The sequence below is a fragment of the Streptacidiphilus monticola genome (assembly GCF_042658505.1).
Lineage (GTDB): Bacteria > Actinomycetota > Actinomycetes > Streptomycetales > Streptomycetaceae > Streptacidiphilus > Streptacidiphilus monticola.
In genome coordinates this window covers 40,510-55,140 of sequence record NZ_JBHSQJ010000012.1, presented here as the reverse complement: position 1 = coordinate 55,140, position 14,631 = coordinate 40,510, and the positions used below count along the sequence as shown (strand labels likewise).

The 14,631-nt window shown below is 73.2% G+C and carries 12 protein-coding genes and 1 riboswitch; of the genes, 4 read left to right on the top strand and 8 right to left on the bottom strand.

The window, feature by feature from the left end; translation table 11 throughout:
- Positions 1-160 precede the first annotated feature (160 nt).
- Positions 161-976 carry an MBL fold metallo-hydrolase gene (locus ACFP3V_RS04275; protein ID WP_380579834.1) on the top strand — a complete coding sequence of 272 codons (816 nt, stop codon included), beginning with the start codon at positions 161-163 and terminating at the stop codon, positions 974-976.
- Positions 977-1,027: 51 nt separating this feature from the next.
- Here ACFP3V_RS04275 and ACFP3V_RS04270 read toward each other — a convergent pair whose 3' ends face one another.
- Positions 1,028-2,158 (bottom strand): glycosyltransferase family 4 protein, encoded by a 1,131-nt coding sequence (locus ACFP3V_RS04270; protein ID WP_380579832.1) that lies wholly within the window; start codon positions 2,156-2,158, stop codon positions 1,028-1,030.
- Positions 2,159-2,223: 65 nt separating this feature from the next.
- Here ACFP3V_RS04270 and ACFP3V_RS04265 point away from each other — a divergent pair, with 65 nt between their 5' ends.
- Positions 2,224-3,405, top strand: a complete 1,182-nt coding sequence (locus ACFP3V_RS04265) for a glycosyltransferase 87 family protein (RefSeq protein WP_380579829.1) — start codon at positions 2,224-2,226, stop codon at positions 3,403-3,405.
- Positions 3,406-3,423: 18 nt separating this feature from the next.
- On the opposite strand, the gene ACFP3V_RS04260 is transcribed toward ACFP3V_RS04265, so the two are convergent.
- From ACFP3V_RS04260 to ACFP3V_RS04230, 7 genes are all read right to left on the bottom strand, one after another.
- On the bottom strand, positions 3,424-5,508 hold the full coding sequence (locus tag ACFP3V_RS04260; RefSeq protein WP_380579827.1) for an NAD(+) synthase: 2,085 nt from the start codon (positions 5,506-5,508) through the stop codon (positions 3,424-3,426).
- Between the two features lie 778 nt (positions 5,509-6,286).
- A complete protein-coding gene (locus ACFP3V_RS04255; RefSeq protein ID WP_380579825.1) occupies positions 6,287-7,558 on the bottom strand; it encodes a hypothetical protein in 1,272 nt (423 codons plus the stop codon).
- Positions 7,555-8,604, bottom strand: coding sequence for a C40 family peptidase (locus ACFP3V_RS04250; protein ID WP_380579823.1), 1,050 nt, complete (start codon positions 8,602-8,604; stop codon positions 7,555-7,557). Before ACFP3V_RS04250 ends, ACFP3V_RS04255 begins: the two co-directional genes overlap by 4 nt.
- Positions 8,605-8,813: 209 nt before the next feature.
- Complete coding sequence (locus ACFP3V_RS04245; protein WP_380579821.1) at positions 8,814-9,830, bottom strand: C40 family peptidase; 1,017 nt, start codon at positions 9,828-9,830, stop codon at positions 8,814-8,816.
- Positions 9,831-9,840: 10 nt separating this feature from the next.
- A riboswitch (cyclic di-AMP (ydaO/yuaA leader) is annotated at positions 9,841-9,987 on the bottom strand.
- A 303-nt stretch (positions 9,988-10,290) separates the two neighbouring features.
- Entirely contained in the window at positions 10,291-11,331 is a 1,041-nt protein-coding gene (locus ACFP3V_RS04240) for a C40 family peptidase (protein WP_380579819.1), read from the bottom strand.
- Between the two features lie 168 nt (positions 11,332-11,499).
- Positions 11,500-12,891 (bottom strand): NYN domain-containing protein, encoded by a 1,392-nt coding sequence (locus ACFP3V_RS04235; protein WP_380579817.1) that lies wholly within the window; start codon positions 12,889-12,891, stop codon positions 11,500-11,502.
- Between the two features lie 56 nt (positions 12,892-12,947).
- A complete protein-coding gene (locus ACFP3V_RS04230) occupies positions 12,948-13,214 on the bottom strand; it encodes a hypothetical protein (protein ID WP_380579815.1) in 267 nt (88 codons plus the stop codon).
- Positions 13,215-13,372: 158 nt separating this feature from the next.
- On the opposite strand from ACFP3V_RS04230, the gene ACFP3V_RS04225 reads away from it, so the two are divergent.
- Complete coding sequence (locus ACFP3V_RS04225; protein WP_380579813.1) at positions 13,373-14,149, top strand: rhomboid family intramembrane serine protease; 777 nt, start codon at positions 13,373-13,375, stop codon at positions 14,147-14,149.
- Positions 14,146-14,427: an Lrp/AsnC family transcriptional regulator gene (locus tag ACFP3V_RS04220; RefSeq protein WP_380579811.1), complete on the top strand. Its 282-nt coding sequence runs from the start codon at positions 14,146-14,148 to the stop codon at positions 14,425-14,427. The genes ACFP3V_RS04225 and ACFP3V_RS04220 overlap by 4 nt, the downstream gene beginning before the upstream one ends.
- Positions 14,428-14,631: the final 204 nt, after the last annotated feature.

Sequence of the window (14,631 nt, the reverse complement as noted above, 5' to 3'; positions counted from 1 at the left end):
ATGGGGTCGGACCTCCGTGGGTGGTGCGCTCTCCGCGCAGTTCCCCGCGCCCCTGACGGCTGCGCCCTCCGGCGGCTGCGCCTCCTGGCGGGGCGGTGCAACGATGGGTCAAGGCACACGCGGGCGATCGACACCCTCGGGGGAACGAGGACGGATCCCCATGCCTGCACACCGCGTCCGACCCGATGTCACAGTCCTCAGCGACAGCCTCGAAGTGCCCGGGATCGGGCACATCCCCGCCAACGCCTTCGTCCTGCACGCCGAGCAGCCGGTGGTCGTCGACACCGGGCTCGGGCTGCCCGACCGGGACTACCTGGCCACCCTCTCCGCCGTCCTGGACCCGGCCGACGTCCGCTGGATCTGGCTCACGCACCCCGACCGGGACCACACCGGCGGGCTCTTCGCCCTCCTCTCCGCCGCGCCGAAGGCGCGGGTGGTGACCACCTTCATGGCCGTGGGCATCATGTCCTGCGAGCGCCCGCTGCCGCTGGACCGGCTGTTCCTGCTCAACCCCGGCCAGTCGCTGGACGTGGGCGACCGGACCCTGACCGGCTTCCGGCCCCCGCTCTTCGACAACCCCTGCACCGTGGGCTTCTTCGACGACTCCACGGGCGTCTGCTTCAGCTCCGACTGCTTCGGCGCACCGCTGCCCACCCAGGAGGCGGCCCAGGCTCCCGACGTGCGCGAGGTGGGCGCGGAGACGCTGCACGACATGCAGTTGCTCTGGGCCAGCGTGGACAGCCCGTGGGTGGAGAACGTCGACGAGAAGCGGTTCCTCGACACCTTCCAGCCGCTGCGCGACCGCGAGCCGGAACTGGTGCTGTCCACCCACCTGCCGCCGGCGCCGGGCATCACCGGGCCGATGCTGGCGACGCTCGGCTCCACCCCCGGCCTCGCCCCGTTCACCGGACCCGACCAGGCGGCCCTGGAGCAGCTGCTCGCCGGCTTCGAACCGCCGGGCGCCCCCGCCCCCTGACCACCGAGGCCGGCCCCGGACTGACGGGGCGTCAAGTCCCCCGCGGAGGCGTCACAGCAGACCGGCGAGGCGGTCCGCGAGCAGGTCCCAGCGCCAGGTGGAGTCCACCCAGGCCCGGCCCGCCGCGCCCATCCGGGCACGCAGGGCCGGGTCGCCCAGCAGGGTGGTCAGCCGCTCCGCGAGCGCCGCCGTGTCACGGCCGGGGACGACGTAGCCGGTCTCGCCCTCCAGGACCGCGTCCGGAGCGCCGCCGGAGTCGCCGGCCACGACCGGCAGGCCGGTCGCGGAGGCCTCCAGGTAGACGATGCCCAGGCCCTCCACGTCCAGTCCGCCGCGCCGGGTGCGGCAGGGCATGGCGTAGACGTCGCCCGCGCCGTAGTGGGCGGGCAGTTCCTCCCAGGGGACCGCGCCGGTGAAGACGACCGAGGCGGCCACCCCGGTCTGCGCCGCCAGCTTCTCCAGGTCCGCCCGGTACGGGCCGCCGCCGACGACCAGCAGCACGGCGTCGGGGAAGGCCCGCAGCACCCGCGGCCAGCTGCGGATCAGGGTGTCCTGGCCCTTGCGCGGCACCAACCGGGAGACGCAGACGACGACCGGACGGTCCGTCAGGCCCAGCTTGGCCCGCACCTCCGCGCCGCCGGAGTCCGGGTGGAACAGCTGCTCGTCCACCCCCGGCGTCACCTGCACCATCCGCGCGGCCACGGCCGGGCCGACGGCGGAGGCGATCCGGGAGCGGGTGTACTCCCCCAGGTACGTCAGGGTGTCCGTGCCCGCGCCGATCCGGCGCAGCAGCTGCCGGGAGGCCGGGAGCTGGGCCCAGGCGGCCTCGTGGCCGTGGGTCATGCCGACGATCCGCTCGGCGCCCGCCCGGCGCAGCTGAGGGGCCATCAGGCCGAGCGGCGCGGCGGCCCCGAACCAGACCGAGCCGCAGTCCTCCGCGCGCAGGATCTCGGCGGCCCGGCGGGTCACCCGGGGCGTGGGGACCATGATCTTCGTCCGGTCCCTGACCACCTGGAACGGCTGCTGGGCGTCGAACTTGCGCACCTCGCTGCCGTCCCGCCAGGTGGATGCGTACACGACGACGTCCTCCGGCCGCATCCGCAGCGCCATGCTGTGCACGAAGGTCTGGATGCCGCCGGGGCGGGGCGGGAAGTCGTTCGTGACGATCAGAGTCTTGTGCATGCGCGTCTTTCCCGGCGTCCGCTTCGTACGATGAGCCCATGTCGGCAACGGTCAGACCCCACCCTATGCCTGACAGGGCGTCGGCCCCCGGCGCCCTGTCCGCCCTTCCGGTGGGGCGTCTGCTGACGCCGTGGGGGTGGTGGCTGGCCACGCGGACCGTGCTGCTGCTGATGGTGCTGGGCGTGCTGCACGTGGGCCTGGACGTGACCAGCGACGTCAAGGTGATCTACCAGGGCTGGGCGGCGGTGCTGCGCACCGGGACCTTCCCGCTGGACGACGTGACCTGGCAGTACCCGCCGCTCGCCGCGCTGGTGATCATCGCGCCGAGCTGGCTGCCGTGGTCGTACTTCGCCTCCTTCCTCGCCCTGCTCGGGATCTGCGACGCGGCGGCGATGGGCCTGCTCACCCGGGCTGCGCGACGCGGCGGCGCGACGGCGGGGCTGTGGCTGTGGGCGGCGGCGGTGCCGCTGCTCGGCCCGACCGTCTACACCCGCTTCGACCTGGCGGTGACGGTCCTGGCGATGGCGGCGCTGGTCTTCCTGTCCCGGCGGCCCCGGGTGGCCGGGGTGCTGATCGGGCTGGGCACGATGATCAAGGTCTGGCCCGTGGTGCTGCTGATCGCGGCCCGCAGGCTCCGGGTCCTCGCGGGCGCGGCGGTCAGCGCGCTGGTCGTCGCCTTCGGCTTCGCGGTCTTCACCGTCGGCGCCTACTCCTTCATGGGCTTCCAGGGCAGCCGGGGCATCGAGGTGGAGTCGGTCCCGGCGGTTCCCTGCTACTTCGCCTCGCTGCTGTTCGGCTGGCCGGGCCGCACGCAGATGCACTACGGCTCACTGGAGTTCCTCGGGCCGGGGGTGCCGGTGCTGGCGGCGCTGATGCCGCTGCTGACCCTGGCCGGACTGGGCTGGCTGCTGTGGTGGCGCCGCCGCGCCCGCGGCCGCTTCCTCGCCGCGGACGCCGGGCTGACCGCGCTGCTGCTGTTCACGGTGACGAGCCGGGTGCTGAGCCCGCAGTACCTGATCTGGCTGCTCGGCATCGCCGCCCTGTGCCTGTGCTCCCCGCGCACGACCCAGCGCACCGTGGCCCTGCTGCTGGTCCCGGCCACGGTGCTGACCCTGCTCGAATTCCCGTTGTTCTTCGGCGAGTTGGCCAAGGTCACCTGGTGGGGCGCGCTGCTGGTGACCGCCCGCAACGGGCTGTTGGTCGCCGCCACCGTCGTCTCCTGCCGACGCCTGGCCGCCGGCCGCTGAACCGCGACCGGCCTGCGGTCAGCGGTCCGCGCCCGCGACGGACGCGGCGACGGCCTCGTCCACCCGGGACAGGTCGCGCAGCCAGACCGCCGCGGTGCTGTCCGAGGGCGCGCGCCAGTCGCCGCGGGGGGACAGCGAACCGCCCGCCGACACCTTGGGCCCGTTCGGCAGCGCGGAGCGCTTGAACTGCGCGAAGCCGAAGAACCTGCGGCAGAACTCCTCCAGCCAGCGCCGGATCTCCGCCAGGTCGTAGGCCCTGTGCTCCGCCGCCGGGAAGCCCGGCGGCCACGCGCCCGCCGCCGCGTCGTGCCAGGCGTGCCACGCCAGGAAGGCGATCTTCGATGGCCGCATGCCGTGCCGCAGCACGTGGTGCAGGGTGAAGTCGTGCAGCGCGTACGGGCCGATGCGGGCCTCGGTGGACTGCATCTCCTCACCGGGGACCAGCTCCGGGCTGATCTCCGTGTCCAGGATCGCGGTCAGCACCTGCCCCGTCTCCTCGTCGAACTGCCCGGAACTGACGACCCATCGGATCAGGTGCTGGATCAGGGTCTTGGGCACGCCGCCGTTGACGTTGTAGTGGCTCATCTGGTCGCCGACGCCGTAGGTGCACCACCCCAGCGCCAGCTCCGACAGGTCACCCGTGCCGAGCACGATGCCGCCGTGCTGGTTGGCCAGCCGGAACAGGTAGTCGGTGCGCAGCCCGGCCTGGACGTTCTCGAAGGTGGTGTCGTAGACCGGCTCGCCGGAGGCGAAGGGGTGGCCCATCTCCTCCAGCATCAGCCGGGCCGTGGGCGTGATGTCCAGCTCGGCTGCGGTCACCCCGAGCGCGGCCATCAGCTTGTGCGCGTTGCCCTTGGTGTGGTCGCTGGTGGCGAAGCCGGGCAGGGTGTAGGCCAGGATGTCGGTCCGGGGCCGTCCCATCCTGTCCATCGCCCGGGCGGCGACGATCAGCGCGTGCGTGGAGTCCAGGCCGCCGGAGACGCCGATGACGACCTTCGGGCGCCCGATCGACTCCAGGCGCTGCTGCAGGCCCGCCACCTGGATGTTGTAGGCCTCGTAGCAGTCCAGTGCCAGCCGCTCCGCGTCGGCGGGGACGAAGGGGAAGCGCTCGATCCTGCGGCGCAGGCCCAGGTCCGCCTCCCGCGGCGGGTCCAGCCGGAAGGGCAGCCGCCGGAAGTCCGCGGTACGGGCGGCGTGGGTGCGGCGGTTCTCGTCGAAGGTGCCCATCCGCATCCGCTCCTGCCGCAGCAGGTCGAGGTCCACGTCGGCGACGGCGTAGCGGTCGCCGATCGGGAAGCGCTCGGTCTCGGCCAGCAGCACGCCGTTCTCGTAGACCATCGTCTGGCCGTCCCAGGCCAGGTCGGTCGTGGACTCGCCCAGCCCGGCCGCGGCGTAGACGTAGGCGGCCAGGCAGCGCGAGGACGCCGACCGGCACAGCAGCTTGCGGTCCTCGGCGCGGCCGACGGTGATCGGGCTGCCCGAGAGGTTGGCCAGCACGGTGGCCCCGGCCAGCGCCGCCTCGGCGCTCGGCGGCACCGGGACCCACATGTCCTCGCAGATCTCGACGTGCAGCACCAGCCCGGGGACGTCCTCCGCCTCGAAGAGCAGGTCCACCCCGAAGGGCACGTCCTGCCGGCCGATCCGGATCGTCCCGCCGCGCTCGTCGTCACCGGAGGCGATCTGCCGACGCTCGTAGAACTCCCGGTAGTTGGGCGGATAGGACTTCGGGGTCACGCCGAGGATCCGGCCCCGGTGCACGACGACCGCGCAGTTGTAGATCCGGTTGCGGTGCCGCAGCGGCGCGCCCACGACCAGGACCGGCAGCAGGTCCGCCGAGCCCGCGACCACGGTCGCCAGGGCCCGCTCGACATCGTCCAGCACCGCGTCCTGGAGCAGCAGGTCCTCGATCGAGTAGCCGGTCAGGCCGAGCTCGGGGAAGACGGCGACGGCGACGCCCTGCTCCGCGCAGTGCCGCGCCTGGCGCAGCACTGTCGCGGCGTTGGCCTGCGGGTCGGCGATCGACGTGTGGCCGTGGCACGCGGCGACGCGTGCGAAGCCGTGCTCGTAGATCGACCAGAAGTTCACCGCGGGCCTCCCAGGCATGCTTGCTCGGCTGAGCGAATCCGTACGGCACGAGCCTAGTTCCCCGAAGATCCCGCCCACGGCCCCCACCCCGCCCGCCCTGTCCGGCGGCGCCTTCCTGCGGCCACGTCCTGCGGCTGCGCCGCGTGGTCCGGCGCGGGGCCCACGTGACGCCCGCCCCGCGCCGGCGAGTGCCCCCGCCTTCGGCCAGGTTGGGCTCGGGGTAGTTGCGCCTGCGGCTCCGCCGCGGAGTTGGCATGGTCGCCCTGTGCCTCCGCCGCGGGGACCGCGTGATGCCCGTGCCGGGCCAGCGTGGTGCCCCTGCGGCTCCGCCGCGGAGTTGGCATGGTCGCCCTGTGCCTCCGCCGCGGGGACCGCGTGATGCCCGTGCCGGGCCAGCGTGGTGCCCCTGCGGCTCCGCCGCGCGGGGCCAACGTGGTCACCCTGCCCCCGGAGCCTTGCCCCGCCGGGGCCAGATGCCGTACGGCTCCGCACCGGATCAGCCCGCTCACAGCGCGGCCCCGCGATGGCACCTGCGTTCCGGGCCAACATGACCCCCTGCGGCTCCGCCGCGCGGGGCCAACGTGGTCACCCTGCCCCAGGGACCTTGCCCCGCCGGGCCCGGATGCCGTGCGGCTCCGCACCGGATCAGCCTGGTGCCACAGCGCGGCCCCGCGATGGCACCTGCGTTCCGGGCCAGCGTGATGCCCCTGCGGCTCCGCCGCGCGGGCCCGTGTCCGTCTCCCACCCTCGGCCAGGCCAGGGCGGGCGTGGGCCTGACGGAACTGCCGGGTAGGCGCTAGCGGAAGGCTGCCAGCAGGTCCTGGTGGCACAGGTCGGCGAAGGCCTGCGGCGTGGTCCGCAGGATGTCCGCGCAGGCGCGGTCGAGGTCGGTGCGGGAGACGGCCGCATAGAAGGCGACCAGGGCCGGCTCGCCCCAGCGGTGCACCAGGGTCCGGCACGCCATCCAGCTGCGCTGGTAGGCCACCGGCAGGTCGGTCGCCGTGGCGTCGAAGTCCGCGTCCGCCGGGAGCGAGGACGGCACCGTGGCGGCCGACTCCGCCAGCTCGGGGGCGAGTTGACGGGGCGTCCGGCCGGTGGCGCGGTAGGCGGTCCACTCGGCCACGCCCTCGGACAGCCAGCGGGGCGTCCAGGACTGCGTCTGCGTGCGGGTGGCCACATGGGTCGTCTCGTGGGTGAGCACCGCGGACCGGCCCAGGGCGTTGAGGCCGTCCCAGACCTGCGGGTTGAGCGTGATCCGTTCCGTGCGCCGGGCGTCCGCCGCGCCCAGCTCGCCGGTGGTGACGGCGGCCAGCGCGGACACCGCGGCGGGGCTGGTGCCGAGCAGGGACGCGAACTGGTCCAGGGCCAGTGGGGCCAGCACCACCGTGCGCTGTCCCCACGCCCGGCCCCACAGCGCGGACACGGCGGCCACGGCCCGGTCCGCCTCGGCTGCCAGCGCGGCCAGCTCCGAGGGGGTCCGCTGCAGGCCGAGCACCAGGGCCTGACGGCCCGCGGCAGCGCCGGCCGGCCCCAGGTCCCAGAGCAGGGTGTCCCCCGCCGGGGAGTCCGGGCGGCCGCCCCAGCGCCAGCCCGCGGCGGTCTGCTCCAGCACCGCGTAGGCCCGGGCGGTGACCGGCGCGGCGTCGAAACCCCGCAACCGGTAGGCGAGTTCGAGCGTGGCGGCGATCCGCCGTCGGCTGCCCACGGCCGCCGGCAGCGGGAACGCGCCGGTGCTGACGAGCCGCCAGTGCCACGACGCCAGCGGTACCTCGGCCAGGTTCCGCAGCAGCGCAGTGTCCTGCTCCGCCGCCGAGGCGAGCGAGGTGCCGCGAAGCGCGGCGGCGTCCCGGGCCAGCACCGCGGCGGAACGCCGGTCGAGCAGCGCCTGCACGGCGGCGTCGGGGTCGGCCACCGCCCGCGGCTCGCCCTTCGCGCGCCACAGGGCCGTCCCGGCCAGCGTCGCCGCGACCAGGGAACCGCCCACCGCGAGCACCCGCCGCCGGGTCACGCCCAGTCCTGGTTCCGCCTCCGGTGCCGCGGCTATGCCGGGTTCGTCGGTTCCGCTCACACCCGCACCACCGTGTTCACCGGCATGTCGCGGACCGACTCGTAGCGGACCCTGGCGCCCGGATAGGGGGCGTGGATGACCATGCCGTTGCCGGCGTACATGCCGACGTGGTGCATGTCTCCGTAGAAGATCACGAGGTCTCCGGGGCGGGCCTGGCTGAGCGGTACGCGGCGGCCGGCCGAGGCCTGGCCCGCCGCCGTGCGCGGCAGGGTGACCCCGGCTTGCTGCCAGGACCAGTACATCAGGCCGGAGCAGTCGAAGGCGTGCGGACCGGTCGCCCCGTAGACATAGGGGCTGCCGAGCCGGCTCTCGGCGGCGCGCAGGGCAAGGCCGGCCCGGGCCGACGCCGGGACGTCCAGCAGGCCGGAGAGCGCCTGCTGCGCCAGCGACTGGGCCGCGGCCGCCTGCTCCTCCTCCTGCTGCTGGATCTGGGCCCGTTGAGGGGCCGTCAGGGAGCCGAGCAGCGCCTGGGCACGGCCCAGCCGGCGCTGGATCTCGGCCTTGGAGCCGGCGATGCGCTGCCGCAGCCGCTCCAGCTGGCGCAGCTGCGCCTCGGCCGCGGCCCGGTCGGCGTCGAGCCGGTGCTGTGCCTCCTCCAGCTGCCGCAGGTCCTGGGCGACCGCCCCGCCGGCCTGGTCCAGCATCGCGGCCTGACGCAGATAGTCCTCAGGGTGCGCGCTGAACGCGAGCCGGAGCACCGGGTCCATGTCGCCGGAGGCGTACTGGGCCGCGGCGACCGCGCCGACCGCCTGGGTCAGCTGGTTGATCTGCTCCTGCTCGGCAGCCACCCGCTGCTGCAACTCCGCGCTGCGGCGCTGGAGTTCGCGCTGCTGCTCCTGGGCTCCGTCGTACTGCTGCCCGGCCGCCTCCGCCTGCGCGTAGAGCGAGTCCACCTGCTGGCGCACCGTCCCGGCCCCGGACGGCCCGGGGGCCGCCGCGGCGGACTGCTGGGCGGCCAGCACGGCCGCCCCGGCCGCGACCACCGTGGCCGCGGCCCGCGACAGGGCCGTCGGCCCCGCGGGCCTGCTGCGTCGATGGGACGCCACGGGCGTCTCTCCCTCCGGCTGCGCTTGCTGTCCGGGGAGGGACGTTAGCGAGTCGGGATCAGCCAGTCCAAACCCTCCGACAAGCGAATTTTCACCCACGGATCGGACAAGTTGTCGGAGAGTCAGCTCTGCCAGCGGAGATGCCCGTCAACGCGTCGGGCCCGCCTCCCTCGCAAGGGGGCGGGCCCGTACGACCGTCCGAGGGACCGTCAGATGTGGCGCATGGCGTAGATGGAGCCGATGTACGACAGCTTCTCGTACTTGACGACGGTGCCGGTGTGCGGGGCGTGCAGCACCATGCCGTTGCCCGCGTACATGCCCACGTGCGAACCGCCGTTGAAGATGATGAGGTCGCCGACCTGCAGGTCCGCGGTCGAGGCGACGGCGGTGCCGACGCCGGCCTGCTCCTCCGAGGTGCGCGGCAGCGAGTAGCCGGCCTGCGCGTACGACCACTGCATCAGACCGGAGCAGTCGAAGGAGTTCGGGCCGGTCGCGCCGTAGACGTACGGGTCGCCCAGGCGGGTCTGCGCCGCGGAGAAGGCGGCGGCCTCGATCGAGTCACCGGGCTTGGCGTTGCCCAGGTTGGCCGAGGAGGTGGAGATGGTGCCCGAGCCGACGACGATCTGGCGCTGCGCGGCGGTCATCGAGGCGAGCAGCGCCTTGGCGGCGGCCAGCTTCTTCTGCACCGAGGCCTTGCTGGCGGCCAACTGCTTGTTGGTGGCGTCGAGCTGCTTGAGCTTCGCCTCGGCCTCGGCCTTCTCCTTGTTGAGCAGGTTCTCCTGCTCCTGCAGCGTGCTCAGCGCCTGCGCCTGGTCCTGGGTGACCTGGCCGAGCGCGGTGGCCTTGGCGAGGTACTCGGACGGGTCCGAGGAGAGCATCAGCTGCACCGTCGGGTCGATCGACCCGTTGGCGTACTGGGCGCTGGCCACCTGGCCGAGCGCGGCGACCTGGTCGTTGACGGCGGCCTGCTGGCGCGCGACCTGGTCCTGGAGGTTGCCGACCTGCTTCTGCAGGGCCTGCATCTGCTCGTGGGCGGCGTCGTACTTCTCGACGGCCTGATCGGTCTCGGTGTTGAGCTTCTCGATCTGCGCCTTGAGCTGCGCGGTGGTCGGCTTCGGCGCGGCCTGGGCGGACTGGGCCGAGATCGCGACGGCGGTCGCGGCGGCAGCGGTCAGCACGGATATGCGCGCGCGGTTCGGAGACTTGGGGCGACGATGGGACGCCACGAAGGCGAGCTCCTTCTTCCTACGGCCGCCTACCGGGTGAGCTGACGGGTTCGGGCTGGAAGACTGCCCTACGACGCCTCACCGGCGAGCCGGTCCGGCGTCGATTCACCCCGAGGAAGGTGGTTCCCCGGCTCCGATCCCTCGGCATCCCCTGTGGAGTGCACCCGCTCCTGCGGGACCGCAACACCCCTGCCGCGTCGTCGGACTCGACGGTAACCCCCGCTGTCACCCGGGTTGGGTGATCGATTCGGCGGTGGTTCGAGCGATGACACTAGTGACCGAACCGTGATCCGTTCAAATCCTTGCCGGAAAAAAATCGTGTGACTTCTGAGGCACCGTCAGTTCGTGGACCCTGGGTGACCGTTCGATGACGAGAAGCCTAGGACACGCTCGGGCAGAACGGACATCTCACCTGATCCTGCGTCACCTCCGTGACACAGGTCACACTCGTGTCGGGGCGTCAGATCCGGCGGATGGCGACGATCCGCCCGAAGTAGCTGAGCGGCTGTATGGACACGGTGTAGCCGTACTCCGGGGCGTTCAGCAGCATGCCGTTGCCGGCGTAGAGGCCGACGTGGCCGCCGTTCTCGTTCACGATGATGTCGCCCACCTTCGCGTCGGCGAGCGACGGCACGGCCGTGCCCACCGACTCCAACGCGTAGGAGGAGTGCGGCAAGGAGACCCCGGCCTGGGCGTAGGCCCACATCACCAGGCCCGAGCAGTCGAACGCGTTGGGACCGGACGCGCCGTAGGAGTAGGGCGCGACGCCCACCTTGCTCATCGCCGCCTGCATCGCCGTCTGCGCGGCCGCCGAAATGCCGGACAGGTTGATGTCCTTGACGCTTCCGGTGCCCTGCGCCTTCACCGTGCCGTAGTTGTACCCGGCCCCCGCCTGGGCCCGCTGCGCCGGGCTCAGCTGGGCCAGCACGGACTGCGCGTGGCGCAGCTTCGCCTGGGCGGAGTTCTTGATCCCGCGCATCTGGTCGAGCAGCTTCTGCTCGGCCGCGAGCACCCCCGCCGCCTCCTGCTTCTCCCGCTGCAGCAGCTGCTGCTGCTCCACGAGTTGGGCCAGCTGGTCCGCCTGCGCCTGGGTCACCTGGTCCTGCGCGACGGCCCGCTGCAGGTAGCCCTGCGGGTCGGAGGAGAGCATCAACTGGACGGTCGGGTCGATGGCGCCCTCGGCGTACTGCGAGGAGGCGACCTGCCCGAGGCCCTCCAACTCCTGGTTCACCACGGCCTGCTGGCGGGCGATCTCGTCCTGGAGCAGGCTCACCTTGTGCTGGAGCGCCTGCTGCTGCTCCTTGGCGTTGTTGTACTTCTCCGTCGCGGCGGCGGCGTCCCGCCGGTCCGCGTCCACCTCGGACTTGGCCTGCTTCACCGTCAGCTTGGGGTCCGCGTGGGCGGCGGTCTGCGCGGACAGCGCGACCGCGGTCGCCGCGGCGGCGGTGAGCACGGAGATCCGCGCCCGGCTGGGCTGCTTGGGACGGCGGTGAGAGGCCACGGTCGATCCGCTTCTTTTGGACGGCGCAGAGAAGGTGAAGATCGAACGCGAGCTTAGTGCCGAACCCGTGTTCCCGTCTCCCCCAAGTGCCCTCTCCAACCCCACTTTTAACAACGATTCAGTCACCAGCACCGGGGGCGCGAGGAACTGCGCGCCCCCGGTACTGACTCAAGGTCGGGTCACGAGTTGGCGCAGCAGCATGGTGGAGGGGAGCGGCCGCGCCCCCGCGGCCTTCACGCCGTCGGCGACCTCGCGGTCCGTGGAGACGACCACCACCGGGCGGCCCTCGGGCTCCGCCCGGACCAGCCGGCGGATCAGCTCGTCCGCCGTCTCCCCGCTCCGCGAGAACAGCACGCGGACCCCCCGGGGCGGCGGGGCCATCGGGATGGGGCCGTCCAGGTCCTGCCCGTCGAAGACGCAGGTGACCTCCGCGCCCGACTGCGCGGCCAGCATCCCCAGCCCACGCAGCAGTTGGGCCCGCTGCTTGTCCAGCGGCAGCGTCGGCCAGCCCGTCTTGGTCACGTTGTATCCGTCCACCACCAGGTGCACCTGGGGCAGTTGCAGCAGCTGCCGCAGCAGCGCCGGGTCGTCGCCCTCCAGGCCCCTGCGGGCCACGTCGTGCGGCGACGCCGCGCTCGGCGTCACCGCGTCCACCGCGTCCGCGGGGCGCGACGTCAGCGGCGGCAGCCCGAGCTCGCGCTGGAGTCCCTGGGCGCCCTGCACGACGACGTCCAGCAGCAGCCGCAGCCGCATGTCCTCCGCGCTGCGGCCCTCCCGGGCGGCCCGGCGGGACGCCTCCAGCGCCGACTCCAGCTCCGTGACCCGGTGCCGCAGCCGACGCAACTCCGCGTCCGCCGCGGCGCGTCCGGGCGCCGCCGCGGCCGACTGGGCGTCAAGTTCCGCGCGCGCCTTGCGGGCGGCCGCCTCCGCGCGCTTGGTGTCCGCCTCCAGGCTGCGCAGCCGCCGCTGCGCCTGGTCGCGCTCGTGGCGTGCCTCCTCCAGCTCCGCGCGGGCCCGCTCGGCGTCCGCGCGCGAGGAGGCGCGCAGCGCCGACAGTTCCGCCTGCGCCTTCTCCAGCAGCCGGGCGTTCTCCGCCGCCTGGCTCTCGTGTTCGGCGCGTTCGACCTCCTCGCCGACCTCCTCGACGAGCCGGGTCCAGCCGGCGGGGCGCAGCAGGTACGCGGCGGCCGCGACGTCCTGCGGGTCCGCCGCGGCCGGGACGGCGCCGTGGTCCAGCGCCTCGGCCAGATCGGGCTGGCCCAACCGGACGCGTTCGGCGACCTTGAGCCGGAACGCGGTCTCCGTCTCCAGCGCGGCCGCGATGGCGGTCGCGCCGCGCTTGACCCGGGCGTCCCGGGTGAACTTCACATAGGGGCGCAGCCTGGCGGGCAGTTCGGTCGGGCCGAGCCCGGACAGCGCGTCGGCGGCGATGCCGACGACGCGCCGGCGGACCCCTTCCGGCAGGGGGCGTTCGAGCTGCTCCCGGGCGGCAGGGGCCGCGTCGGCCTCCGGGACGGTCCCAGCGGCCGTCGCCGTGTCCGAACGTTCCTGCTCCACCACGTGTCCGCGCTCTCTGTGAGATACCCCCGAACCGTCATTGTCCCGCGTGCGCGGGACTACTCGCGCTCCGCCTGCGCGGCGGCCTCGGCCTCGGCCCCGGGCCGGTCCACCAGCTCCACCTGGTCCACCGCGTTGCACCAGCGGCAGCGCACCGACTCGACCGTCTCGGCCAGCACCTCGCGCTCCTCGACCTTGGCGTCCCCGGCCAGGTCCAGGTGGACGAACTCGACCACCCGGGAGGACTTGGTGACGTCGAAGCGGGTCAGATTGCCGCACAGCGTGCAGCGCCAGCGGGTCGTCTCGGTGGGCAGGGGGACGGCCACGGTGGGTCCTCTCGGTAGTTCCGTGCTGCAAGGCCGCGGCACGGGCGGGCTCCGGTGCTACCCGGAAACCCTATGGCCTCCCCACTGCCCACCCGAAACGTCCCCCACACGCCCCCTGGCGAAGTGTCAGATTCATCCCGTCAAGGAATGCTTTGTTCATGTCCCGACTCCCCCGGCCCTCTCCCTACCTGCCCGTCATGACCTACGCGCTGATCCTCATCTGCGTCCTGGTCTTCCTGGCCGGGCCGGTCTCGGGGCTCGACCCCTTCTACGGCTCCGGCGCGGCCCGCGCCTGCGCGGCCGACGCCTACGTCCGGCACTGGGGGGTGGTCCCGGCGGAGCTGCTGAACAACCAGGCCCTGCCCTTCCACGCGGCCGCGGGCTGCCCGGCGGTCGGCGACTTCCCGAAGATCCCGGCCCTGTCCGTGCTCACGGCGATGTTCGTCCACGGCGGCTGGGTGCACCTGGCCGGGAACATGCTCTTCCTCTTCGTCTTCGGCGCGGCCCTGGAGGAGCGGCTGGGACCGCTCGCTTTCCTGCTGCTCTACGTGGCCCTCGGCTATCTCGCCACCTACGGCTACGCCCTCGTCGCGGCCGGAGGTCCCGGCGCCACGCAGACACTTGTCGGAGCGTCAGGTGCGATCGCCGGGGTGCTCGGCGCGTACCTGCGCGTCTTCCCCAAGGCCCGGGTGACCTCGCTGATCCCGATGCTGTTCTTCCTGCCGCTGCGGTTCCCCGCGTGGGTGGTGCTGGGCTTCTGGTTCGTCGTCCAGTGGGTCTCCATCGACGCCGCCGGCGAGGCGGTCCCCGGGGTCGCCTACGCGGCCCATCTGATCGGCTTCGCGGGCGGCTTCCTGTTCGCCTGGCTCTTCGCCTCCCGGCGCTACGCTGGGGCGTCAGCGCCGCCCGCGTCCATCCAGGAGAGTTCTTCGTGATCACCGCGATCGTGCTCATCAAGACCAGCGTCGACCGGATCCCCGAGATCGCCGAGACGATCGCGGCGCTGGACGCGGTGACGGAGGTGTACTCCGTCACCGGCACCTACGACCTGGTCGCGATGGTGCGCGTCCGCGCCCACGAGGACCTGGCGGACGTCATCCCGGGCCAGGTGAACAAGGTTCCCGGCGTCGAGTCCACGGAGACCCACATCGCCTTCCGCACCTACAGCCGCCACGACCTCGACGCCGCCTTCGCCCTCGGCCTCGACGACTAGCCCGCCCCCTCAAGGGCCGGGGAACTGCGCGACCAGCCCACCACCCGCGGAGGTCCGTCCCGCACATGGGGCCGGACCTCCCTGGGTGGTGTTTGCTCGCGCAGTTCCCCGCGCCCCCAGGCGGTTGCAACCTGACGACATGCCAAAGGCCCCGGCCCCAAGGGAACTTGGGGCGGGGGCCTTTACCGCTGTGGCGGCGGCTTC

What these genes read in the sequence shown, in the direction of transcription:
- ACFP3V_RS04275 (WP_380579834.1), top strand. Translation starts at nt 161, where the DNA reads ATGCCTGCACACCGCGTCCGACCCGATGTCACAGTCCTCAGCGACAGC.
- ACFP3V_RS04270 (WP_380579832.1), bottom strand. Translation starts at nt 2,158, where the DNA reads ATGCACAAGACTCTGATCGTCACGAACGACTTCCCGCCCCGCCCCGGC.
- ACFP3V_RS04265 (WP_380579829.1), top strand. Translation starts at nt 2,224, where the DNA reads ATGCCTGACAGGGCGTCGGCCCCCGGCGCCCTGTCCGCCCTTCCGGTG.
- ACFP3V_RS04260 (WP_380579827.1), bottom strand. Translation starts at nt 5,508, where the DNA reads ATGCCTGGGAGGCCCGCGGTGAACTTCTGGTCGATCTACGAGCACGGC.
- ACFP3V_RS04225 (WP_380579813.1), top strand. Translation starts at nt 13,373, where the DNA reads ATGTCCCGACTCCCCCGGCCCTCTCCCTACCTGCCCGTCATGACCTAC.